This window comes from Devosia sp. P3_B2, assembly GCF_056402875.1.
Genome location: NZ_JBFUGO010000003.1, coordinates 21,537 through 44,358 on the forward strand (window position 1 = coordinate 21,537; position 22,822 = coordinate 44,358).

At 65.2% G+C, this 22,822-nt stretch carries 26 protein-coding genes; 21 read left to right on the forward strand and 5 right to left on the reverse strand.

The window, feature by feature from the left end; genetic code table 11:
• Positions 1-12: 12 nt before the first annotated feature.
• Positions 13-951, reverse strand: coding sequence for a Gfo/Idh/MocA family protein (locus tag AC1DV8_RS05650; protein ID WP_477156778.1), 939 nt, complete (start codon positions 949-951; stop codon positions 13-15).
• 152 nt (positions 952-1,103) lie between these two features.
• Here AC1DV8_RS05650 and AC1DV8_RS05655 point away from each other — a divergent pair, with 152 nt between their 5' ends.
• On the forward strand, positions 1,104-1,304 hold the full coding sequence (locus AC1DV8_RS05655) for a hypothetical protein (protein WP_477156779.1): 201 nt from the start codon (positions 1,104-1,106) through the stop codon (positions 1,302-1,304).
• Between the two features lie 36 nt (positions 1,305-1,340).
• Here AC1DV8_RS05655 and AC1DV8_RS05660 read toward each other — a convergent pair whose 3' ends face one another.
• Entirely contained in the window at positions 1,341-1,649 is a 309-nt protein-coding gene (locus AC1DV8_RS05660) for a hypothetical protein (RefSeq protein ID WP_477156780.1), read from the reverse strand.
• Positions 1,650-1,659: 10 nt separating this feature from the next.
• Positions 1,660-2,916: a glycerate kinase type-2 family protein gene (locus AC1DV8_RS05665; protein ID WP_477156781.1), complete on the reverse strand. Its 1,257-nt coding sequence runs from the start codon at positions 2,914-2,916 to the stop codon at positions 1,660-1,662.
• Between the two features lie 206 nt (positions 2,917-3,122).
• Here AC1DV8_RS05665 and AC1DV8_RS05670 point away from each other — a divergent pair, with 206 nt between their 5' ends.
• The 7 genes from AC1DV8_RS05670 to AC1DV8_RS05700 all read left to right on the forward strand — a co-directional run bounded on the left by AC1DV8_RS05670 (position 3,123) and on the right by AC1DV8_RS05700 (position 7,332).
• Entirely contained in the window at positions 3,123-3,704 is a 582-nt protein-coding gene (locus AC1DV8_RS05670; RefSeq protein ID WP_477156782.1) for a hypothetical protein, read from the forward strand.
• A gap of 214 nt (positions 3,705-3,918) precedes the next feature.
• A complete protein-coding gene (locus AC1DV8_RS05675) occupies positions 3,919-4,425 on the forward strand; it encodes a hypothetical protein (RefSeq protein WP_477156783.1) in 507 nt (168 codons plus the stop codon).
• A 108-nt stretch (positions 4,426-4,533) separates the two neighbouring features.
• Positions 4,534-5,256 (forward strand): DUF1045 domain-containing protein, encoded by a 723-nt coding sequence (locus AC1DV8_RS05680; RefSeq protein WP_477156784.1) that lies wholly within the window; start codon positions 4,534-4,536, stop codon positions 5,254-5,256.
• The gene (locus AC1DV8_RS05685) at positions 5,234-6,370 is read left to right on the forward strand and encodes an alpha-D-ribose 1-methylphosphonate 5-triphosphate diphosphatase (RefSeq protein ID WP_477156785.1); all 1,137 of its coding nucleotides are present in this window, start codon (positions 5,234-5,236) and stop codon (positions 6,368-6,370) included. Before AC1DV8_RS05680 ends, AC1DV8_RS05685 begins: the two co-directional genes overlap by 23 nt.
• Positions 6,370-6,924, forward strand: a complete 555-nt coding sequence (gene phnN / locus AC1DV8_RS05690) for a phosphonate metabolism protein/1,5-bisphosphokinase (PRPP-forming) PhnN (protein WP_477156786.1) — start codon at positions 6,370-6,372, stop codon at positions 6,922-6,924. The genes AC1DV8_RS05685 and phnN overlap by 1 nt, the downstream gene beginning before the upstream one ends.
• Positions 6,925-6,977: 53 nt before the next feature.
• A complete protein-coding gene (locus AC1DV8_RS05695) occupies positions 6,978-7,130 on the forward strand; it encodes a hypothetical protein (RefSeq protein WP_477150983.1) in 153 nt (50 codons plus the stop codon).
• The gene (locus AC1DV8_RS05700; RefSeq protein ID WP_477150982.1) at positions 7,114-7,332 is read left to right on the forward strand and encodes a hypothetical protein; all 219 of its coding nucleotides are present in this window, start codon (positions 7,114-7,116) and stop codon (positions 7,330-7,332) included. Before AC1DV8_RS05695 ends, AC1DV8_RS05700 begins: the two co-directional genes overlap by 17 nt.
• Positions 7,333-7,454: 122 nt before the next feature.
• Here AC1DV8_RS05700 and AC1DV8_RS05705 read toward each other — a convergent pair whose 3' ends face one another.
• Complete coding sequence (locus AC1DV8_RS05705; RefSeq protein ID WP_477150981.1) at positions 7,455-7,817, reverse strand: septal ring lytic transglycosylase RlpA family protein; 363 nt, start codon at positions 7,815-7,817, stop codon at positions 7,455-7,457.
• A gap of 460 nt (positions 7,818-8,277) precedes the next feature.
• Between AC1DV8_RS05705 and AC1DV8_RS05710 the strand changes: the two genes are divergently transcribed.
• From AC1DV8_RS05710 to AC1DV8_RS05740, 7 genes are all read left to right on the forward strand, one after another.
• Positions 8,278-9,627, forward strand: coding sequence for an NAD(P)-dependent oxidoreductase (locus AC1DV8_RS05710; protein WP_477156787.1), 1,350 nt, complete (start codon positions 8,278-8,280; stop codon positions 9,625-9,627).
• 12 nt (positions 9,628-9,639) lie between these two features.
• On the forward strand, positions 9,640-10,959 hold the full coding sequence (gene preA / locus AC1DV8_RS05715; RefSeq protein WP_477150979.1) for an NAD-dependent dihydropyrimidine dehydrogenase subunit PreA: 1,320 nt from the start codon (positions 9,640-9,642) through the stop codon (positions 10,957-10,959).
• A 566-nt stretch (positions 10,960-11,525) separates the two neighbouring features.
• Complete coding sequence (locus tag AC1DV8_RS05720; RefSeq protein WP_477156788.1) at positions 11,526-12,497, forward strand: diguanylate cyclase domain-containing protein; 972 nt, start codon at positions 11,526-11,528, stop codon at positions 12,495-12,497.
• Positions 12,498-12,578: 81 nt separating this feature from the next.
• Positions 12,579-13,082 carry an RrF2 family transcriptional regulator gene (locus AC1DV8_RS05725; RefSeq protein ID WP_477156789.1) on the forward strand — a complete coding sequence of 168 codons (504 nt, stop codon included), beginning with the start codon at positions 12,579-12,581 and terminating at the stop codon, positions 13,080-13,082.
• A 30-nt stretch (positions 13,083-13,112) separates the two neighbouring features.
• Positions 13,113-13,577 (forward strand): carboxymuconolactone decarboxylase family protein, encoded by a 465-nt coding sequence (locus tag AC1DV8_RS05730; RefSeq protein ID WP_477150976.1) that lies wholly within the window; start codon positions 13,113-13,115, stop codon positions 13,575-13,577.
• A gap of 193 nt (positions 13,578-13,770) precedes the next feature.
• Complete coding sequence (locus AC1DV8_RS05735) at positions 13,771-14,148, forward strand: hypothetical protein (protein ID WP_477150975.1); 378 nt, start codon at positions 13,771-13,773, stop codon at positions 14,146-14,148.
• 6 nt (positions 14,149-14,154) lie between these two features.
• A complete protein-coding gene (locus AC1DV8_RS05740; protein ID WP_477156790.1) occupies positions 14,155-15,078 on the forward strand; it encodes a DMT family transporter in 924 nt (307 codons plus the stop codon).
• 4 nt (positions 15,079-15,082) lie between these two features.
• Here AC1DV8_RS05740 and AC1DV8_RS05745 read toward each other — a convergent pair whose 3' ends face one another.
• Complete coding sequence (locus tag AC1DV8_RS05745) at positions 15,083-15,751, reverse strand: TetR family transcriptional regulator C-terminal domain-containing protein (RefSeq protein ID WP_477156990.1); 669 nt, start codon at positions 15,749-15,751, stop codon at positions 15,083-15,085.
• Between the two features lie 135 nt (positions 15,752-15,886).
• Here AC1DV8_RS05745 and aptA point away from each other — a divergent pair, with 135 nt between their 5' ends.
• The 6 genes from aptA to AC1DV8_RS05775 all read left to right on the forward strand — a co-directional run bounded on the left by aptA (position 15,887) and on the right by AC1DV8_RS05775 (position 22,819).
• Positions 15,887-17,218, forward strand: a complete 1,332-nt coding sequence (gene aptA / locus AC1DV8_RS05750) for an omega-aminotransferase AptA (protein WP_477156791.1) — start codon at positions 15,887-15,889, stop codon at positions 17,216-17,218.
• Between the two features lie 69 nt (positions 17,219-17,287).
• Positions 17,288-18,784, forward strand: a complete 1,497-nt coding sequence (locus tag AC1DV8_RS05755; RefSeq protein ID WP_477150971.1) for a CoA-acylating methylmalonate-semialdehyde dehydrogenase — start codon at positions 17,288-17,290, stop codon at positions 18,782-18,784.
• 8 nt (positions 18,785-18,792) lie between these two features.
• Positions 18,793-20,043 (forward strand): Zn-dependent hydrolase, encoded by a 1,251-nt coding sequence (locus AC1DV8_RS05760; RefSeq protein ID WP_477156792.1) that lies wholly within the window; start codon positions 18,793-18,795, stop codon positions 20,041-20,043.
• 80 nt (positions 20,044-20,123) lie between these two features.
• Positions 20,124-20,546, forward strand: coding sequence for an endonuclease domain-containing protein (locus AC1DV8_RS05765; RefSeq protein WP_477150969.1), 423 nt, complete (start codon positions 20,124-20,126; stop codon positions 20,544-20,546).
• 13 nt (positions 20,547-20,559) lie between these two features.
• A complete protein-coding gene (gene hydA, locus AC1DV8_RS05770) occupies positions 20,560-22,014 on the forward strand; it encodes a dihydropyrimidinase (protein WP_477156793.1) in 1,455 nt (484 codons plus the stop codon).
• Positions 22,015-22,018: 4 nt separating this feature from the next.
• Positions 22,019-22,819 (forward strand): ABC transporter ATP-binding protein, encoded by an 801-nt coding sequence (locus AC1DV8_RS05775; RefSeq protein ID WP_477150967.1) that lies wholly within the window; start codon positions 22,019-22,021, stop codon positions 22,817-22,819.
• The last annotated feature ends 3 nt before the right edge of the window (positions 22,820-22,822 follow it).

A 22,822-nucleotide genomic window follows, 5' to 3' on the forward strand; every position in this document is an offset into this window, starting at 1 on the left:
CCAGCCGAGTCATTACCAGTGGAACTCCTCGACGTTCTCACGGGCGCCGAGCAGGAAGGCGTCGCCGAGCAGGCGCAGGGGCGAGCCGTCCATCTCGGACTTGCCCTTCTTCAGGAGCTTGGCGAAGCGCTCGTAGATCGCCTCGTACTCCTCGGAGGGGTTGGCGACGGTTTCCTTGCCGTTGACCTTGAGCACGGTGCCGCCTCGTTCGAGCTTCAGCTGCGTGCCCTTGCGGGTCTCGATGGCGACGGTCCAGATCTCGCCGGATTCCTCGAGCCAGTTGAAGCCGGCGCTGAGCTTGGGCTGGTGCTTTTCGGCCGACTTGAAGACGATCTCGGCATCGACCGGGGTCTGGCGGTTGGATGGGAACTTGAGCTTCGCACTTTCGACGAAGACCGGGAACGGCATGATCTTGGTGAAGATCGACATGGCGTTGATGCCGGGATCGCAGACGCCGAAGCCGCCGGGCTCCCACACCCATTCCTGGCCCGGGTGCCACTTGCGGACGCTCTCGCGCCAATCGATGCGGACCGAGGCGACGCCTTCATCCTTGAGGATGAGCTTCGCCGCATCGACGGCGGCGTTGTAGCGGGAGTGCCAGGTCTGGAAGAGCACCTTGCCCTTCTTCTCGCCATAGGTGACGAGGTCCTCGAACTCGGTGATGGTGGGGGTCGGCGGCTTTTCGAGCAGCACATCCATGCCGGCATCGATCGCCTCGCGGACCATGCCGTGGCGGACGCCCGGCGGCGTGCAGATGGCGACGAGCTTGACCTCGGGCATTGCCTTGTAGAGTTCGGCCGGGGTCTTGAACACCGGCACGTCGCGATGGCCGAGGCCACGGGTCGAGACGCAGGCCGCGAGCTCGAAATCCGGGCTCTTGTCGATCACCGACAGGTGCTGATCCTGCGCGATCTTGCCGACACCGATGACGGCGATCTTCTTTTTGGCCATTGCCGAAATGCTCCCTGAAACCGGCGCGCACTTAAGAGGAAGCGGTGGCCGATGTGAAGTTGCTAACTCACAAAAATTGTCCGGTTGTCGAAGGCGAACGCGGTTCCCAGGCGTTTGGAGTAGAATGAAGCCGATGCCGCAAGGAGGTGCCGATGTCCCGGGCATTCGTCAGCGAAGGCAATAGCGTGCCGCAGGTGTTCGCTTCGGCGGAAAGCGCCGAGAGCGCCGCAAACGTGCAGCGCGCCATGGACGGCAAGGATTATGACTACGAGGTGCGMCCGCGCGGTCGCGGCGGCTACATGGTGGCGCGGCTGACCAAGGATGGCGAGTTCGACTCGTGGGTCGAGGAATAGCCTCTCCCCGGAGTCGAGGAATAGCCTCTCCCCGGGCTAGAGCTGGATGTTGACCTGGCCGGCGCCGCGATCACCGGCATCGCCGTAGCGCTTGACGACGTAGCCGCCGCGCGAGGCCGGGGAGGCCTTCAGGACCGGCAGGATCGCATCGAGCATGCGATCGGCATTGTCACCGTAGATGTAGAAGACGCATTCGCCGCCGCCGAACTCGTTGCCGTCGAACTCGCCGAGATTGCCCAACGCGGCGATGATTTCGTCCTCCAGCGCGAACAGCGCCTCACGCTCTGCCTCGGTGCCGAACTGATCGCTGGATAGTTCCAGGTGAACGAGAACGGCGTGGGTCACGGCGCACTCCTTAGCGGATGATGATGGCGCGGAAGTCGTTGACGTTGGTGCCAGTGGGGCCGGTGACGAGCAGGCCGCCGATGGAGCGGAAGGCGTTGTAGGCGTCGTTGTCGGCAAGCGCCCGGCGCGGATCGATGCCGGCGGCGCGCATGCGGCCGGCGGTGTGGCCGTCGCAGATGGCGCCGGCATTGTCCCCTGCCCCATCGATGCCGTCGGTATCGGCGGCGAGGGCGGTGATGCCGTCTACGCCGTCGATGGTCAGCGCGAAGGCAAGGAGGAACTCGGCGTTGCGGCCGCCGCGGCCATCGCCGCGGATGGTGACGGTGGTCTCGCCGCCGGACAGCAGCAGCGTCGGCCGGGTGAACGGGCGGTTGCGCGTCCGAATCTCGCGGGCCAGGGCAGCATGGACCCCGGCGACGTCGCGCGCCTCGCCCTCGATGGCATCGGAGAGGATATGCGGCTCGAGCCCCGCCTGCCGCGCTTCGGCGGCGGCCGCTTCGAGCGACAGGGCGGCGGAGGCGATGATGCGGACGGTGTTGTGCTGGAAGCGGGCATCGCCGACGGCGGGTGCCGGGTTGAGGTCGGAGGCCAGCAGTTCCTCGGCGGCCGGCGGCAGTTTCAGCCGATAGAGCGAGGCGAGGTGACGGGCTTCTGCGCGGCCGGCGGCCAGCGGGACGGTGGGGCCGGAGGCGACGAGCGAGGGATCGTCACCGGGAATATCGGAGACGATGAGTGTTGCGACACGCGCCGGCGATGCGAGTGCCGCGAGGCGGCCGCCCTTGATGGCGCTAAGCTCGTTGCGGATGACGTTCATCACCGAGATCGGGGCGCCGGAGGCGAGCAGCATTTCGTTGACCGCCTGCTCGTCCTCGAAGCTGAGGCCGGGCGCCGGCTGCGGCAGCAGCGCCGAGCCGCCGCCGGAGATCAGCGCCACCACCAGATCGTCATGACTGAGGCCGGAGACCTTCTCCATCAGCCGGCGGGCGGCGAGATAGCCGGCGACATCGGGTACCGGGTGGGCGGCCTCGACGATTTCGATGCGCTCGCAGGGCGTGCCGTAGCCGTAGCGGGTCACCACCAGGCCGGCATGGATCGGGCCGGGCCAGGCCAGTTCGAACGCCCGCGCCATCTGCGCCGAGGCTTTGCCGGCGCCGATGACGATGGTCCGCCCCTTGGGCGGCGGCGGCAGGTTGGCGGCGATGGCGTGCTGCGGCTGGGCGGCATCGACGGCGCGGTGGAACAGCCGTTCGAGAAGGTCGCGATCCATGGCGTTCCAAGGTGCTGATTTGGCGGCATATTGTCGGCGACGAGAGGTGAGCGCAAGCCGCACCACCGAAGGCACCTCGCAGTACACAGTTCGTTCATTTGGCGACAAAATATCCATTCAGCCGCCATTCAGGCGGAAACTACGATCATTGCCACCACCAAATCGCGACAACGTTCGCGAGCACCAACATCTTCGAGGCAGAAAGAATGAACGCCAAAACCATTATCCTCGCGGGCCTGCTGATTACGGCTACTTCGGCGGCCCTGGCGGGCAATATCTATATCCCCATCGACATCGACCCGCCGCACAAGGACGAAGTGCACCTCGGCGATGACACCCCGTCGAAGGGCGGCGGGAAGCCTGAACCGGCGACGAACCACTTTTCCGACATCGAACTGACGAGCCACATCGTCGAGGCTATTGGGCCGATCGGCCCCGGCCCTGCCACGCCGAAGGCGCCCGGCGGCATCCTCGTGGTCGACGACAACCCGCCGATCGTCATCCTCGATGACGGCGTCGGCAGCGGTGGTCCCGGAGCGTTCGGTGTGGACGGCAAGGCGGGCGGCGCCCTCGTGATCAGGCTGGCGTGCATCGTCAAGGCCCAGGGATTGGTGCTGAGCAATGTCGGCGAGACGGATGCGCCTCAGGGCCTCAAGCTGCGTTGGCGCGTGGGCGCGGACAAGGGTTCGCTGCAACTCGACAAGCGGCTCGACGCCGGGCACACGGCCCTCCTGCCGGGCATCGAGGCGACGGCAGGCGAGGCCTGCGGCATCAAGTTGCTCTCCTAGGCAGGCCTGCTGCTGCAGGGCCAGCGAGACACCGGATGCAGGCTTTGGCCTGTGTCCGGCAGGCAACTCTCGCGCATCGTTGTGATGAACCGCGGCTAAATGGTCCCCTCACGGTGAGTTCAACCGGCGGACCATAGTTGCCGTGGTAACAAACCAACGACATAGTCGGGCATCGATCGTGGACGCGATCGATGGGCCTGCGCAGGAAACAACAATGAACCGAATTCGTCCTATCGCGGGCGTCTTGCTCGCGATACTGATGCTGCCGCTCTTTGGTATGGCAGCTTATGCCGGGGAAGTCCTCCCACTCGACCCGGGTGGTGGCCTGCCTCCCATCGATGGAACCGGTCCGGCCGACGAGCATGGACTCCCCCCGCCCGATCCCTCGGGTACGGGCCCAGCAGGTCCGAAGGACAGTGGTGGGGATGATGGCAGCTCGTCCGACTATGTCGAGGAGCCGACACTGCAGACGCGGCACTTCGGCTTCAATGTGGAATTGAGCTGTGCCGTTTCGGGAACGCCGCGGGCGATCGTGGTGGTCAACCACAGCGCGGAAGACCTGCCGCCGGGTACCCGGATCAAGTGGCAGCTGAAGAGCGAGGGCAAGCGCGGCTTCTTTGCGCTGCTGAGCCCGCTGCCAGGCGGCGACACGCTGGTTGCCGACAACGTGCTCGACGGCGGGGCCGACCAGGCCGCAGCTTGCGTGGCGCGGGTCATCTGATCCACGCTGCCGCGCGCTGTGGACGCCTTGCGGGACTGACAAAAAACTGACATCGAACGGGGCTAGTCACCCCCGTTCCTTGCCTGTCCCTCGCCGAGCCGCGACCCGATGCCCGAACGCTTTGCCATCTATTATGCGCCCGGAGCGGATGAGCCGCTGTGGCTGAAAGCCGCCGAGTGGCTGGGGCGCGATCCGCTCACCGGCGCGACGCTTGATGGGCCGCTGGCCGGCACGACGCGCGATGCGCTGTTCGACCGGAGCGTTTCGGCGCGGCGCTACGGCTTCCATGCGACGATCAAGGCGCCGATGCTGCTGCGCGAAGGAAAGTCGCGAGCGGAACTCGTGGATGCGCTCGCGGCGTTTGCCGAGGAAAGCGAGCCGGTGGCGATCGGGCGGCTGAAGCTGGCGCTGATCGACGGATTCCTGGCGCTGATCCCGGCGAACCAGACTGCCGAGTTGACCGACTTCGCCGGCGAGGTAGTGGAGGCGTTCGAGCCATTCCGCGCGCTGCCGTCGGCGGCTGAGCGCGAGCGGCGGCTGAAGGGAGGAAACCTGAGCGAGCGGCAGATCGAACTGATGGATCGGTTCGGCTACCCCTACGTGTTCGAGCAGTTCCGCCTGCACATGACGCTCACCGACCGGCTGCCGGAGACCGAGCGCGAGGCCTATACGCGCGCCGCTGCTGCGCATTTCGGGGCGTTGGCGGAGGCGGAGACGGTGCTGGACAGGCTCGTGCTTTTCCACGAGCCAGAGGCGGGGGCGCCGTTCATGCGCCTCGACGATTTCATGCTCAGTGGGGAGGCCGTCGATGAGCGAGTTCGCGCTCGGTAATGCCAGGATCGTACTCGGCGACGAGGTGATCGAGGGTTCGGTGCTGGTCCGCGACGGAGTGATCGCGGCGATCGAGCCGGGCCCGGCGCGGAACGCCGAGGACATTGGCGGCGACTATGTCATCCCCGGGCTGGTTGAGCTCCATACCGATCATTTCGAGAACCACTACCGGCCGCGGCCGGGGGTGACCTGGAACGCCATCGCGGCGCTGCAGAGCCATGATGCACAGGTGGCGGGCGCCGGCATCACCACGGTGTTCGACGCGGTGCGCATCGGCTCGGACCCCGAAGTTGGCGACATCACCGCGGACGTGCGCGCCATGGTCGAGGCGGTGGCCGAGGCCGATGCGAGCGATCGGCTCAGGGCAGACCATCACATTCACCTCCGCTGCGAGCTCGCAACGCCCGACGTGGCGCAGCACTTCGAGGACAATTGCAGCAACCCGATCGTCGGGCTGGCCTCGCTGATGGACCACACTCCGGGCGCTCGGCAGTACACGACGCTCGAGCACTACATCGCTTATTACCAGAAGAAGATGCGCTTCTCGGACGACGAGATGGCGCAGTACATCGCCGACCGGCAGGCCGAGCGCGACAAGTATGCCGACAAGAACCGCGCAGCGATCCTGAAGCGCGGTCGCGAGATCGGGCTGGCTTTCGCCAGCCATGACGATGCGACAGTCGAACACGTCGACGAGGCGGTGCGCGACGGGATGGCGATTGCCGAGTTTCCCACCACCATGGAGGCGGCGCGCGCCTGCCACGAGGCCGGCATGGCCGTGCTGATGGGTGCGCCCAACGTGGTGCGCGGCAAATCGCACAACGGCAATATCTCGGCGGCTGAACTGGCGCGGGCCGGCGTGCTCGACGTGCTGAGCTCGGACTACGTGCCGTTCTCGCTGATGTACGCGGCGTTCCTGCTGCCGGAAGTGGCCGACAATATCACCCTGCCGGAATCGGTGGGCATGGTGACGGCACGGCCCGCGGCGGCAGCGCATCTCAGCGACCGCGGCGAGATCGCCATCGGCAAGCGCGCCGACCTAGTGCGGGTGCGGCGGACCGATCCGGTGCCAGTGGTGCGCTCGGTGTGGCGCCAGGGCAAGCGGGTGAGCTGATGAGCCACGGCGCCCTCGTCCTTGTGGTCGGACCGTCGGGCGCGGGCAAGGACACGCTGATCGGCGCGGCCAAGTCCGCGCTGGCCGACGATGTCCGCTTCAGCTTTCCGCGCCGGGTGGTGACCCGGACAGCGATGGTGGAACTCGAGGATCACGACAGCATCGACGTCAACGAATTCGGCCGGCAGAAGCTGCGCGGCGCCTATGCGCTCGACTGGGAGGCGCACGGGCTTTGCTACGGGGTGCCGGCGGCGATCGACGCGTCGATGGTGGCGGGGCGGATCGTCGTGGTGAACACCTCGCGCAAGGTGATCGAGCGGGCGATCGAGAAGTACCCGGCCTGCCACGTGCTGCTGGTGACGGCGCGGCCCGAGGTGCGAGCAGCCCGGCTCGCCGGACGCGGGCGAGAGACTGCAGAGGAGGTGGCGGCACGGCTGCAGCGCGAGGGCGCACCGGTGCCCGAGGGCATCGTGCCGACGATCATTGACAATTCGGAGGGGTTGGACGAGGGGATCGCGGGGTTCGTCGCGGCGCTCAAATCCATCGCCGATTGAACCACAGCCGGGACTGGCGCGTTGCCCTTAGCAACAGCGTCACGGGGACCGGCATGACCAGAAGTTCGCTCTACACCGTTATCGCAGTGCTGGCGGCGATCGCCGTCGGCTTCGGCATCTACATCGCCTACCAGGAATCGCAGAAGCCGGCGCTCGAGATCCGCGTCGACGAAGGAGGGATCAAGATCGATGGCAACGGTGGTTGACGAGGCCCAGCGCACACAGCTGATCGAGGAAGCGCTGAAGCATGCGCTGGCGCGCCAGCCGGTGCAGACGGTGGCGGAACTCGACCTCACCAAGCTCGCTGTCGATATCGAGGCGGTGATCGGAGCCGGGGGGCCGCATCCGCTCGACCCGGAAGGTGACGGACTGACGACCGACGAACTCAATGCGGCGAACGATCTGTAAGCCGCAAAAGACAAGGGGCCGCCCGTCTCACCCGGGCGACCCCTGATTTTGTATCTAGCCGGCCCATCCGGACCGCACACTCGAAGCGGAGAAGTCTTCACCTTCTCCTGAGCGCGAATTGGCTAGAGCTTGGCGACGCACACCTTGCCGACACCGGCGTTCTTGGTGCCGAGCTGGGCGGCCGCGGCCTTGCTGAGGTCGATGATGCGGCCCTTTGCATAGGGACCGCGGTCGTTGATCGTGACCTTGATCGACTTGCCCGTGCGCTGGTTCGTGACCTTCACGACCGTGCCGAGGGGGAGAGTCTTGTGGGCCGCGGTCATGGCATTCTCGTTGAACCGCTCGCCCGAGGCCGTCTTCTTGCCGTGGAAACCTGGTCCATACCAGGACGCCCCACCGCACTGATCTGCCATGGCACCTGTGACTGAGGTCATGAGGCCCGTCACGAGGGCTGCTGCGGCGACCAGAACGATTTTCCTATTCAACCTTGGACTACTCACGCTTGTTTACGATGGTCGGACAAGGCTTTGCCGGTGTGGCGACAATATGAACCGAATCTGAACGGAGCGCTTCCAAGTGCAACCGTTGCTGAAATGCATCAGTAGCACTACCGCTGGCCGTTCTATTTTAGCGCGAGATTCCAGAAACTTGTCGGCTCGTCGCCAAGACTCCGGAAGGCATAGTGGGTGCGACGATTTTTCGACTCTGGGCACGTACATCAGGGACGGGAAGGGTTGGCGGAGCGGCAATTGTGGCGCGATCGGGTCCGGAATGGCCGGTTCAGGGGCTCCCCGCTGCGCTGGAATGATCCTGAAACGAGCCGAAAGCGCCGACCGCAGAGTCCCTCCCAGTGCATGCGATTTCTCAATTTTGACCAATTGATAAAATTTCGGAGCTGCGTTAGCGTCCTAGTCTGGAATGGCTCTAAAGGAGAGGGAGCTGCCGATGAGCGGGGGAATGCTCAAGCAAGGCATCGCACCGGGACGTCTTGAACCCGGCCAGTACACACGCAACTTTTCCGACCTGCATCCGGCGCTCGACCGGCACGAGGCTTTCGTCGAAGCCGACAGGTGCTACTTCTGTTTCGATGCGCCGTGCATGAACGCCTGCCCCACCGAGATCGATATCCCGATGTTCATCCGGGAGATCTCGACGGACAATCCGCTGGGCGCGGCCGAGACTATCTTCGAGCAGAACATCCTGGGCGGCATGTGCGCCCGGGTTTGCCCGACCGAGCAACTCTGCGAGGACGCCTGCGTCCGCATGGAGGCCGAGGGCAAGCCGGTGAAGATCGGCCAGCTGCAGCGTTACGCCACCGATATCGCGATGGCGGAGAACGCGCAGTTCTTCGAGCGCGCCGAGGCGACCGGCAAGAAGGTCGCCGTAGTTGGCGCTGGTCCGTCGGGTTTGGCGGCGGCACACCGGCTCGCGGTGCATGGGCACGACGTAACGGTCTACGACGCGCGCCCCAAGGCGGGCGGGCTCAATGAATACGGTATCGCTTCCTACAAGACGCCGGATGGGTTCGCGCAGGCGGAGGTGGAGTATGTCACCGCCATCGGGGGCATCGATATCGAACTAGGCCAGGCGCTGGGGCGCGAACTGTCGCTGGATGGGCTGCTGAAAACCCATGACGCGGTGTTCCTCGGCGTCGGCCTGGGCGGCGTCAACGCGCTGCGGGCCGAGGGCGAGACTGATGGACCCGATGGGCTGGCCGATGCGGTCGATTTCATCGCTGAGCTGCGCCAAAGCACTGACCTGTCGTCGCTCCCGGTGGGACGGCGCGTGGTGGTGATCGGCGGCGGCATGACGGCGATCGACGCCGCCGTGCAATCGAAGCTGCTGGGCGCCGAAGAGGTGACCATCTGCTACCGGCGCGGACAGGAACATATGAACGCTTCGAGCTTCGAGCAGGATCTCGCGGCCTCGAAGGGCGTCACTATCCGGCACTGGCTGCAGCCCAAGCGGGTGCTGAGCGAGAATGGCAAGGTGACCGGGATCGAGTTTGAGTACACCGAGTTGAAGGACGGCCGCCTCGTTGGCATGGGTCACACGCTGACCCTACCGGCCGACCAGGTGTTCAAGGCGATCGGCCAGACGCTCGAAGATGAAACAGCGGCAGGGCTGACGCTCAGTGCTGGGCGGATCGAGACCGACGCCGAAGGCCGCACGTCCCGGCCGGGCGTGTGGGCCGGCGGCGACTGCATCGCGGCCGGCGACGATCTGACCGTCACCGCAGTGGCGCAGGGGCGCGACGCGGCCGAGAGCATCAACCGCTATCTCGCTGGAAACTGAGGGAGTTAAGCCATGGCTGACATCCGCAACAATTTCGTCGGGATCAAATCGCCCAACCCGTTCTGGCTGGCTTCGGCGCCGCCGACCGACAAGGCGTACAATGTCGAGCGCGCGTTCAAAGCGGGCTGGGGCGGCGTGGTGTGGAAGACGCTGGGCGAGGAAGGCCCGCCGGTGGTCAACGTCAACGGACCGCGCTACGGCGCGATCTGGGGCGCCGACCGGCGACTGCTCGGCTTCAACAATATCGAGCTGATCACCGATCGCGACCTGCAGAAGAACCTGCAGGAGATCAAGCAGGTCAAGAAGAACTGGCCGGACCGGGCCGTTGTCGTCTCGCTGATGGTGCCGCTGGCCGAGGAAAGCTGGAAGTCCATCCTCGCCGTGGTCGAGGAGACCGAGGCCGACGGCGTCGAGCTTAATTTCGGCTGCCCGCACGGCATGAGCGAGCGCGGCATGGGTGCCGCGGTGGGCCAGGTGCCCGAGTACATCGAGATGATCGTGCGCTGGTGCAAGGCACACACTCGCATGCCTGTGATCACCAAGCTGACGCCGAACGTCACCGATGTGCGCCGTCCGGCGCGTGCAGCGAAGAGCGGCGGCACCGATGCGGTGTCGCTGATCAACACCATCAACTCGATCACCGGCGTCGATCTCGACAATTTCGCGCCGATGCCGACGATCGACGGCAAGGGCACGCATGGCGGCTATTGCGGCCCGGCGGCCAAGCCCATCGCGCTGCACATGGTGGCCGATATCGCCCGCGATCCCGAGACGTATGGGCTGCCGATCTCGGGCATTGGCGGAGTGACCACCTGGCGCGACGCAGCGGAGTTCATGGCGCTGGGTGCCGGCAACGTGCAGGTTTGTACGGCGGCGATGGTCTATGGCTTCAAGATCGTCGAGGAGATGATCTCGGGGCTATCGAACTGGATGGACGAGAAGGGCCACCGGACGCTCGAGGACTTCACCGGGCGCGCAACACGCAACGTCACCGACTGGCAGTACCTGAACCTCAACTACGTCACCAAGGCGCGGATCGACCAGGAGAAGTGCATCAGCTGCGGCCGCTGCCACATCGCCTGCGAAGACACCTCGCACCAGGCGATCACCAAGGAGAAGGACGGCAAGCGCCACTTCGAGGTGATGGACGACGAGTGCGTGGGCTGTAACCTGTGCGTCAATGTCTGCCCGGTGGAAGACTGCATCACCATGATCCAGCTCGAGCCGGGGATGCTCGACGCGCGGACCAAGAAGGTGGTGGAGCCGACCTACGCCAACTGGACGACCCACCCGAACAATCCCATGCGCAAGTCGGTGGAGCCGGCCGAGTAAAGCAGTTCCCGCGGACGTGCCGAAGCGCCCGACGGCCGTGGGCCCCGGGGGTTCCTGTCAGTCTTGCCGTTTCTTGCGAAGCGGCATGGGCGGGACTTCGTCCCTGTGCCGGTCGTCCGGCAAACTGTACAAGGGTTGGGACTCTCGCCCCGCCCATTGCGAACGGTCTTTTGGCCCGATGGTGCGCAAAGCGGACGCTTCCACCAAACCCTAGAAGCGGCGCCCCGCCCCTAGCCCGAACCCTCCCCGCGGCGCCGCGTAGCGCCTCGCATCGGAGAGGTGGGGGGAGGATAGGAGACGGGCGGAGTGCGGGGATAAGTTTTGCGGAATACCAACTGTCCGAGCAGCGGGTCCCGGCTTTCGCCGGGATGACGGCCGGTGGGTGTGGCATCCTCGTTGCTGAGGCTGCGAGGGGATTAACCGTTCGCTAACCATGCGCCGATGACCGCCTTCATCGCTAAGGATTGGTGAACGGGCAGCCCTCTAGCGTGCGCCAAACGTAGGAGAGGCGCATGGGGCAGAGGGTTCGAGACCTGGTTCGGCCGGTCCGGTCATCGGATGGCGGAGTGCCCCAGGCGGACCTGGCTTTGCCGAACCCGCGGCGGCTGCTGATCGTCGGCATTATTTCAACCGTGGTCCTCGCGCTGACTGTGATCGGCGCGGTGTGGTTCGCGGTGGCGTCGATCGATCAAGCCTCGGTATCCGCCGAAACCGAACGGGCGCAGGTGGCGCTGCGAGTGGTGCTGGCGGACGGGGCGCTGCCGGATGTGGCGACGGCCGAGCGGCTCGCCGAGGATTTCGGTCTCACCGGCGCGCATTTCGTCAGCGGTGGCGCTCGCCCGGGCGAGATCTCGACGACGGTTCCGGGCTCCGATGCCCGGCTTTCGTGGCAGCCGCGACGGTTCGGGACAGAGATGTTCTACAAGCTGGCGCCGATCCGGCTGTTTGCCTGCGGACTGTTCCTGGCGGGCGTGGTGTTTGTGCTGAACCGGCTTTACCGGATCTCGCGAGACCTGGAGAAACGCCGGCAGGCTGCCCAGGAGCTGGCGTCGCGCGACGCGCTGACCGGGCTCTACAACCGACTCGGGTTCGACCAGCAGCTGGCGCGCTCGGCGAGCAACCCGGCCCTGCTCTATCTCGACCTCGATGGCTTCAAGCAGGTCAATGACAGCTTTGGCCACAATGCCGGCGACGACCTGCTGCGCATCGTGGCGCAGCGGCTGACAGGCATCGCGCGCGACGGCGATATGGTGGCGCGCATTGGTGGCGACGAGTTTGCCATCCTGCGCGGGCCGCCGACATCACGCGCGGAACTCGCGGAACTTGCCTCCGATATCGGCCTCGCCCTGAGCGAGCCGGTGAAGCTCGGGCTGTCGCAGATCCAGGTCGGTGCAAGCATCGGCATCGCCATGGGCAGCGCCTATGGCAATGACAACGGCCGGCTGGTCGGCGCGGCCGATGCGGCGCTCTATCGCGCCAAGGCCTTGCCCGGCCACGCTTTCGTCTTCGCAGACACCCCCATGGCCGACGCCGCCTGACTGTCCGGACTCGTGCCGGAACAGCGGACTCGACACCGACACTGATCGTGGATATGTCTTATCCACGATTGGAGTCTGACGATGAAGCTTGGCGATGGTGTGGAACAGGCGATCCACTGCATGCTGATGCTGGCGGGGTTGCAGCCTGACGGCGCACTGCCGGCCGCGGCGCTGGCCGAGTACCACGGCGTGTCGACCAGCTATTTGCTGAAGCACCTGCAGGCGCTGGCGGGCGCCGGCCTGCTTACGTCCGTGCCCGGGCCGCGTGGCGGCTACCGGCTGGGGCGACCGGCCGACAAGATCAACCTGCTCGATGTGGTGCTCGCCGTTGAAGGTGCGGGGCCGGCGTTCCGTTGTGCCGAAATCCGGCAGCGCGGGCCGGATCCCCTGCCCTCAAAATTCTACGCCAAGCCGTGCGCGGTCAGCGCCGCGATGCTGAAGGCGGAGCGCGCCTATCGCGACGAGTTACGCAAGGTCAGCATCGCCGAACTGAACAGCAACCCCGGCACCCCGCTCGGCGACGCCATCGACAAGCGCAGTTGCGCCTTTCTCGAACTGCATGAGCGGCGCCCAGCCGCCGGCTGACCATTTCCCACCAAGCAAAGGACTGATCCCATGCGAGCTCGACTCGACATCTCCAAGGCTGCGCCGGACGCCTACCGCGCAGTGGCAGCACTCGATCGCTTCGTGGTCCGCGAAAGCGGGCTCGAGGCCCGCTACATCCACCTGATCAAGCTGCTGGCCTCGCACATCAATGGCTGCGCCTATTGCGTCGACATGCACACCAGGGAGGCCCGGCACGATGGCCTATCCGAACAGTGGATCGCGCTAGTGAACGTGTGGCGCGAGTCGCCGGTCTACAGCGATGCCGAACGGGCGGTGCTGGGCTGGACCGATGCGCTGACCCGGCTTGCCGAAACGCGTGCACCGGACGAAGCGTTCGAACCGCTGCGCCTCCACTTCACTGACGAGCAGATCGGCAATATCACCATCGCCATCGGCACGATCAACGTCTGGAACCGGGTAGCGGTCGGATCTCGGATGGTGCACGCCATCGCGCCGGTGAGCCAGGCGGCCTGACGGCACAATTATTCGGTGGGCCGGTGTCGATTCCGGCCTGCCCCGCGCGTCGTTGTCCTGTAACTGGAGCATTCACCGTTTCGGTGAAGCGAGGAAGTGCACCAGGTTCTTGATTGGTCGCGCTTTCGAGGCGGAAAAGCCTGCACCTTTTCCTGAAAGCGCTCTAGCGGCGCATCCGAGGGAGTTTTTTTGCATGTTCTCGACGTTACTCATTCTCGCCCATCTCTTGCTGGGCGGCGCCTTCATCGTCTTCGGCGTCCGCAACATCCAGGCCATTCCGGGCCTTGCGACGTTCCTCGCCGGACGCAAGATCACGCAGCCGGACACGGCCGCGAAGTTCGGTGTCGCCTTGCAGATCGTAGGTGGAGCGCTGACGGTGCTGTCGCCGTTCGTGCCGTTTGCCGGTGTGCTCGGCGGGCTGGCACTGATCGTATTCCTGGTCCTCGCCACGGTGCTGTTCCATCCGTTCTGGGAATTCACGGGCGAGGAGCAGAAGCCGCATGTCCAGTCGTTCATCATGAACACCGGCCTGACCGGGGCCTTCCTGCTCGTCGTCGCCTATTCGCTCTAGCCGTCCGTGAGCGTTGCCGGCACGACCATCGACGCCAGCAGCGAGAAGCGCCAGCGCCTGCTGTCGCATCTCGCCATGCTGCTATTTGCGGGGCTGATCGCCGGCTCGTTCACGTTCGGCGCGCTGACCGTGCCCTACATCCACGCAGTGCCGCTGAACGCGCTGCGGTTCGTATTGGCTGCAGCGCTTATGGGGGCGTTTGCGTTTGGGGTGGCGCGACAGAAGTTCGCGTTCCCGGCGGCGCCCTGGCGCTTCGGGATCAACGGCTTCCTGACTGCCGTCTACTTCGTCACCATGTTCATCGCGCTGACGATGACCAAGCCGGTGGCGACAAGCGCGGTCTATACGCTGGTGCCGCTGATGACCGCGGTGACGGCGTATTTCATCGTCGGGCAGCGGTCGGGCTTCGCGGTGCTGATCAGCCTGGTGCTCGCCGGGCTGGGCGCCATCTGGGTGATCTTTCGCGGCGACATCGACGCGTTGCTGCGCTTCGATGTCGGCCAGGGTGAGCTGATCTACTTCGTCGGCTGCGTCGCCTACGCGATCTACACACCGCTGCTGCGCCGCTTCAACCGAGGCGAGTCCGCGCTAGTGCTAAGCTTCTGGACCATGGTGGCGACGGCGGTGTGGATCACCGGCTACGGGCTGCCTGAGATCCTCGCGACCGACTGGGTCCACCTGCCGCCACTGGTGTGGTGGGCGGTGCTCTATCTCGCCATCGGCCCGACGGCAGTGTGCTTTTTCCTGATCCAGTACGCCTCGGCGCGCCTGCCGGCCGCCAAGGTGATTGCCTATGGCTACCTGGTGCCGGCCTTCGTCATCGTGTTCGAGGGACTGGCCGGACATGGCTGGGCGAGCCTCAGCGTCGCTGCCGGGGCGATGGTCACGGTACTGGGGCTGGTGGCGCTGGCGCTGCTGCGGGAGCGCTGAGCGGCTACTTCGGCAAGAGGCCGTGCAGGAAGAGGTTTTCGAGGAAGCGCGCGGCGTCTTCGAAGCGGCCTTCGCCGCCGCGGTCCTTGCCGAGGACGGCACGGACCTGCACGTCAAAATCGGCGTAATGCTGGGTGGTGGCCCAGATCGAGAAGATCAGGTGGTAGGCATCGGTGCGGACGATCTTGCCCGCGGCCATCCACCCTTCCATGACCTTGGCCTTCTCGTCGACCAGCGCCTTGAGGTCGGTCTCCAGCATTTCGAGCACGCGGGGGGCGCCCTGCAGCATCTCGTTGGCGAAGAGCCGGCTTTGGCGCGGGTAGTCGCGGCTCATCTCGAGCTTGCGGCGGAGGTAGGAGCGGAGCTCGGGGACCGGGTCGCCGACCGAATCGATCTCGCGCAAGGGGGCCAGCCAGACGTCCAGCATCTCGGCGAGCAGGCGCTGGTAGATCTCTTCCTTGCGAGGGAAATAGTAGAGCAGGTTGGGCTTACTCATCCCCGCCGCCTCGGCGATCTGGTCGATGGTGGCGCCGCGGAAACCCTCGCGGCTGAACACGTCGAGCGCCGCTTCGAGGATGACTTCCTGCTTCTCGCGCTGGATGCGCGTCTGCGCCCTGGGACGCTTCGACGAGGGTGCCTTTGCGCCCCCTTTGCCGCCTTCCGTCTCCAGCATTTTCACCTTGATCGGCGGCATGGGAGTGATAACGTTTTTTCCAACTGGTCAAATTTCTGGATAACACATCCAAAGGTCAAGCTCCAAATATACTTGACCCACAAACTCAACAAATAGCCTCCGGGGGAGTCCAAGGTGTCCGACCGTCGCAATGTCACGCCAAACGATCTGAGCGCGTTCTGGATGCCGTTCACGGCCAACCGGCAGTTCAAGAAGGCGCCCCGCATGTTCGTCGGCGCCAAGGACATGCACTATACGACTTCCGACGGACGCCAGGTGCTCGACGGCACGGCAGGCCTGTGGTGCGTGAACGCCGGCCATTGCCGCCGCAAGATCGTCGAGGCGATCCAGGAGCAGGCGGCCGAACTCGACTATGCGCCGGCCTTCCAGATGGGGCATCCCAAGGCGTTCGAGCTGGCCAACGCACTGGTGTCGATCGCGCCGGAGGGGCTCAACCATGTGCTCTATACCAACTCGGGTTCGGAATCGGTCGAGACGGCGCTGAAGGTGGCGCTGGCCTATCACCGGACCAAGGGTGACGGTTCGCGGTTCCGGCTGATCGGGCGCGAGCGCGGCTATCACGGCGTCAATTTCGGCGGCATTTCGGTGGGCGGCATCGTCACCAATAGGAAGATGTTCGGCACGCTTCTCACCGGCGTCGACCATATGCCGCACACCCATACGCCGGGGAAGAACCAGTTCACCCGCGGCGAGCGCGAAGGCGGCGGCGAGGACTTAGCGTCGGAACTCGAGCGTATCGTGACGCTGCATGATGCTTCGACCATCGCGGCTGTCATCGTCGAGCCGGTGGCCGGGTCGACCGGCGTGCTGATCCCGCCCAAGGGCTATCTGCAGAAGCTGCGCGAGATCACCAAGAAGCACGGCATCCTGTTGATCTTCGATGAAGTGATCACCGGTTTCGGTCGCCTCGGCACGCCGTTCGCGGCGGACTATTTCGGCGTGACGCCGGATATTCTGGTTACGGCGAAGGGCCTGACCAACGGGGTGATCCCGATGGGCGCGGTGCTGGTCAGCTCGGAAATCCACGACGCGTTCATGCAGGGGCCCGAGCACGTCATCGAGTTCATGCACGGCTACACCTATTCGGGGAACCCGATTGCCTCGGCGGCGGGTCTTGCGACGCTCGAGACCTACAAGGACGAGGGGCTGCTGACCCGTGGGGCGGAAATCGCGCCGTACTGGGAAGATGCGCTGCACTCGCTGAAGGGGCTGCCGCATGTCATCGACATCCGCAACCTGGGGCTGATCGGCGCGATCGAACTCGAGCCGATCGCCGGTTCGCCGACCAAGCGCGCCTTCTCGGCTTTCGTCAAAGCGTTCGAGACGGGCATCCTGATCCGCACCACCGGCGACATCATCGCCCTGTCGCCGCCACTGATCATCTCGAAGGCGCAGATCGACGAGCTGATCGGAACGCTCGCCGGTATCCTCAAGACGCTTGAGTAGAATGGAACGAATGTTCTATATCGGCACCGATAGAACGAACGTTCTACACTCAACGAGCGGAGGTCTGTGATGCAGACGATACAGAATGCCATTGGCGGGAAGCTGGTCACCAGCACCAGCACGCGCACCCAGCCGGTGTTCAACCCGGCCACCGGCGAGGCGATCGCCACGCTGCCGTTGTCGACGCTCGACGAGATCAACGCCGCCGTTGCAGCGGCCAAGAAGGCCCTGCCCGCCTGGGCCAACACCACGCCGATGAAGCGGGCGCGGGTGATGTTCAAGTTCAAGGAGCTGCTCGAAAAGCACGCCGACGAGCTGGCCGAGCACATCTCTCGCGAGCACGGTAAGGTGCATGACGACGCTCTGGGTGAACTGGCCCGCGGCATCGACTGCGTTGACTTCGCCTGCGGTATCCCGCAGCTGCTGAAGGGCGAGTTCAGCCGCAATGTCGGGCCGAACATCGACACCTATTCGGACAGGCAGCCGCTGGGCGTGGTCGCCGGCATCACGCCGTTCAACTTCCCGGCCATGGTGCCGATGTGGATGTATCCGCTGGCGATTGCCTGCGGCAATACCTTCATCCTTAAGCCGTCGGAGCGCGACCCGTCGGCGCCGATGTTCGCCTGGCAGCTGCTGATGGATGCCGGGCTGCCGGAGGGCGTGATGAACGTCATCCATGGCGACAAGGAAGCGGTCGACGCCATTCTCGACCATCCCGACATCAAGGCGGTGAGCTTCGTCGGCTCGACCCCGATTGCCGAGTACGTCTACCGACGCGGCACGCAGGCGGGCAAGCGCATCCAGGCGCTGGGCGGCGCCAAGAACCACATGATCATCCTGCCCGACGCCGACATGGACCAGGCCGCCGACGCGCTGATGGGCGCCGGCTACGGTTCGGCTGGCGAGCGCTGCATGGCGATCTCGGTGGCGGTGCCGGTGGGCGACAAGACCGCTGACGCACTGGTGGCAAAGCTGAAGCCGCGCGTCGAGGCGCTGAAGATCGGCCCGGCGACGGACCGCGACTCGCAGATGGGCCCGATCGTCTCGAAGGTGCAGCGCGATAAGATCGTCGGCTATATCGACGCGGGCGTCGAAGCCGGCGCCGAGCTGGTGGTGGATGGCCGCGGCTTCAAGCTGCAGGGCTACGAGGACGGCTTCTTCGTCGGCGGCACGCTGTTCGACCATGTAAAGCCGGACATGAAGATCTACCGCGAGGAGATCTTCGGGCCGGTGCTCTCGGTGGTTCGTGCCGGGACTTACCAGGATGCGGTCGACCTGATCCACGGGCACGAATATGCCAACGGTACGGCGATCTTCACCCGCGACGGCGACGCCGCACGCGATTTCGCCGACAAGATCGAAGTGGGCATGGTGGGCATCAACGTGCCGATCCCGGTGCCGGTGGCCTACCACTCGTTCGGCGGCTGGAAGCGGAGCATTTTCGGCGACCACTCGATCTACGGGCCCGAAGGCGTGCACTTCTACACGCGGCTCAAAACCGTCACGACACGCTGGCCGGCCGGCATCAAATCCGGCGCGGAATTCAGCTTCCCCAGCCAGAAATAGGACCACCAATGGCAGCTCCCGGCGAAAACCTTCGTATCGACCCCGAGCGCCTTTGGAGCTCCATTCACGAGCTGGCCGAGATCGGGCCGGGGGTTGCCGGGGGCAACAACCGGCAGACCGTCACCGACGACGACGCCAAGGGCCGCGCGCTGTTCAAGCGATGGTGCGAGGCCGCCGGGATGGAGATGGGGCTCGACCAGATGGGCACCATGTTCGCGCGGCGCGAGGGCGCGGAGCCGGGGCTCGACCCGGTGTATGTAGGCAGCCATCTCGACACGCAGCCGACCGGAGGGCGCTATGACGGGGTGCTCGGGGTGCTGGGTGGGCTCGAGGTGATCCGGACGCTCAACGATCTCGACATCCGCACCAAGCGCCCGATCGTGGTGGTCAACTGGACCAACGAGGAAGGGGCGCGGTTTGCGCCGGCGATGATGGCCTCGGGCGTGTTCGCCGGGGTGCTCGAGCAGGCGGACGTCTACACACACAAGGACAAGGACGGGAAGACGTTCGGCGAGGAGCTGGAGCGGATCGGCTGGAAGGGCGACGAAGTGGTCGGGGCGCGGAAGATCCACGCCTACTACGAGTTGCACATCGAGCAGGGCCCGATCCTCGAGGACGAGAACATCGATATCGGCGTCGTGACGCACGGCCAGGGGCTGAAGTGGCTGCAGGTGACGCTCACCGGCAAGGAGGCCCATACCGGCTCCACGCCGATGCCGAAGCGGCGCAACGCCAGCCTCGGCATGGCTCGGGTGATAGAGCTCGTCCACGAGGTGGCGATGGACTACCAGCCGAGCGCCGTGGGCGCAGTGGGGCACATCCAGGTCTATCCCAATTCGCGCAACATCATCGCCGGCAAGGCGGTGTTCACCATCGACATTCGCTCGCCGGACAAGGCGGTGCTCGACGAGATGGACGAGCGCATCCGTGGTGGCATCGAGAACATCGCCGAGGGGCTCGATATCGGCTTCGAGGTCGAGCAGGTCGGGCACTTTGATCCGGTGACGTTCGACAAGACGCTGGTGGGGAATGTTCGGGCGGCGGCCAAGGAGCTTGGCTATTCGCACCGCGATATCGTCTCGGGGGCGGGGCATGATGCGTGCTGGATCAACCGCGTGGCGCCATCGGCGATGATCATGTGCCCGTGCGTGGATGGGCTTTCGCACAATGAGGCCGAGAACATCAGCAAGGAGTGGGCGGCGGCGGGCACCGACGTGCTGCTGCGGGCGGTGTTGGAGACGGCGGAGATTGTGGGGTGAGCGCGCTGGGGGAGCTTCGGGCACGGATTACCTCTCCCTCGGGGGAGAGGTCGGCGCGCAGCGCCGGGTGAGGGGGCCTTATGGGGACGCTCAAGAGCAAGTTCGTCGCACGTGCCCGCTCCCTCAGGGAGAATTCAACCGACGCGGAACGCAGGCTCTGGTCGCGGTTGAGGGACCGCCAACTTCATGGTCACAAGTTCGTCCGTCAGTTGCCCATCGGCTCGTTCATCGCAGACTTTGCTTGTAGAGAGCGCGACCTGATTGTTGAACTCGACGGTGGCCAGCACGCTGCTGCTCAGCTTGATGATATCCGGCGTACCGCGGTGCTTGCCGAGCACGGCTACCGCGTGATCCGCTTCTGGAACAACGACGTACTGACCAATCTAGATGGCGTGCTGCAGATTATCGCCGACAGGCTGGAGAAGGCCCCCTCACCCGGACTTCGCTTCACGAAGTCCGACCTCTCCCCCCAGGGAGAGGTGACCGAGGCCCCACGCGAATGACAGGGAAACTCGAATGACCAGCAAAATCATCAAGAACGGCACTGTCGTTACCGCCGATCTCACCTATGCCGCCGACGTCCGCGTCGAGGGCGGCAAGATCACCGAGATCGGCCAGAACCTCACGGGCGGCGAGATCCTCGATGCCTCGGGCTGCTATGTGATGCCGGGCGGGATCGATCCGCATACGCATCTCGAGATGCCGTTCATGGGGACGTACTCGTCCGATGACTTCGAGTCCGGCACACGCGCGGCGCTCAGCGGCGGCACGACGATGGTGGTAGATTTCTGCCTGCCTTCGCCCAACCAGTCGCTGCTCGAGGCGCTGCAGATGTGGGACAACAAAACCTCCAAGGCCAGCTGCGACTACTCGTTCCATATGGCGATCACCTGGTGGGGCGAGCAGGTGTTCAACGAGATGGCCGATGTGGTCGATCGCGGCATCACCTCGTTCAAGCATTTCATGGCCTATAAGGGCGCGCTGATGGTGGACGATGACGAGATGTTTTCGTCGTTCCAGCGTTGCGCGGATTTGGGCGCGCTGCCCCTCGTTCATGCCGAGAATGGCGACGTGGTGGCGCAGATGACGGCGAAGCTCCTCGCCGCGGGCAACAACGGGCCGGAGGCGCATGCCTATTCGCGCCCGCCGGAGGTGGAAGGCGAGGCGACCAACCGGGCGATCATGATCGCCGACATGGCGGGGGTGCCTGTCTACATCGTCCATACGTCCTGCGAGCAGGCGCATGAGGCGATCCGCCGGGCGCGGCAGGCGGGCAAGCGCGTCTATGGCGAGCCGCTGATCCAGCACCTGGTGCTCGACGAGACCGAGTACTTCAACCGCGACTGGGACTATGCGGCGCGCCGGGTGATGAGTCCGCCGTTCCGCAACAAGCAGCACCAGGATTCGCTGTGGGCCGGGCTGCAGTCGGGTTCGCTGCAGGTGGTGGCGACCGACCACTGCGCCTTCACCACGGCGCAGAAGCGCAACGGGATCGGCAACTTCGCCAAGATCCCGAACGGCACGGGCGGGCTCGAGGACCGGATGCCGGTACTGTGGACCAAGGGCGTCAAGACCGGGCGGCTGACGATGAACGAGTTCGTCGCGGTGACCTCGACCAACATCGCCAAGATCCTCAACATGTACCCCAAAAAGGGCGCCATCCTGGTCGGGGCGGATGCCGACCTCGTGGTGTGGGACCCCAAGCGCAAGAAGACGATCACGGCGGCCAAGCAGCAGTCGGCGATCGACTACAACGTGTTCGAGGGCATCGAGGTCGAGGGGCTGCCGCGCTTCACGCTGACGCGTGGGCAGGTGGCGGTGACCGAAGACACGATCAGCACCGAGCAGGGACACGGCCAGTTCGTGGCGCGCGAGGCGAAGAACCCGGTGAACCGGGCTCTTTCGACGTGGAAGGACATCACGGCGCCGCGCAAGGTAGAGCGCACCGGCATTCCGGCGACGGGGGTTTGAGGGTTTGACGACGGACGGGGGCAAATCGCAGAGCGTGGTCGAGGCCAAGGGTCTCGGCCTGACTTTCAAGACAGCGGACGGCGACGTGGTGGCGCTGTCGGACGTCAATCTCGACATCAAGCGGGGCGAGTTCGTCTCGTTTATCGGCCCATCGGGCTGCGGCAAGACGACGTTCCTGCGCGTCATCGCCGATCTGGAGCAGCCGACGTCGGGGACGATCACGGTAAATGGTACTTCGCCCGCCGATGCGCGGGTCAACCGCTCGTATGGCTATGTGTTCCAGGCGCCGGCACTGTTTCCGTGGCGGACCATCGAGAAGAACGTGGCGCTCCCGCTCGAAATCATGGGCTATGGCGAGGCCGACCGAAAGGCGCGCATCAGCAAGACCATGGAACTGGTGAACCTCGAGGGTTTCGAGAAGAAGTTTCCGTGGCAGCTCTCCGGCGGCATGCAGCAGCGCGCCTCGATCGCGCGGGCGCTGGCGTTCGATGCCGACCTACTGCTGATGGACGAGCCGTTCGGGGCGCTGGACGAGATCGTCCGCGACCACCTCAACTCGGAGCTCTTGAAACTCTGGGCGGCGACGCAGAAGACTATCGCGTTCGTCACTCACTCGATCCCCGAGGCGGTGTATCTCTCGACCAAGATCGTGGTGATGAGCCCGCGGCCGGGCCGGGTCACCGACATCATCGAGTCGACGCTCCCTGCCGAGCGGCCGCTGGAAATCCGCGAAACGCCGGAGTTCCTCGCCATCGCCCACCGCGTCCGTGACGGCCTGAGGGCCGGCCACTCGTACGAGGTCTAGGCG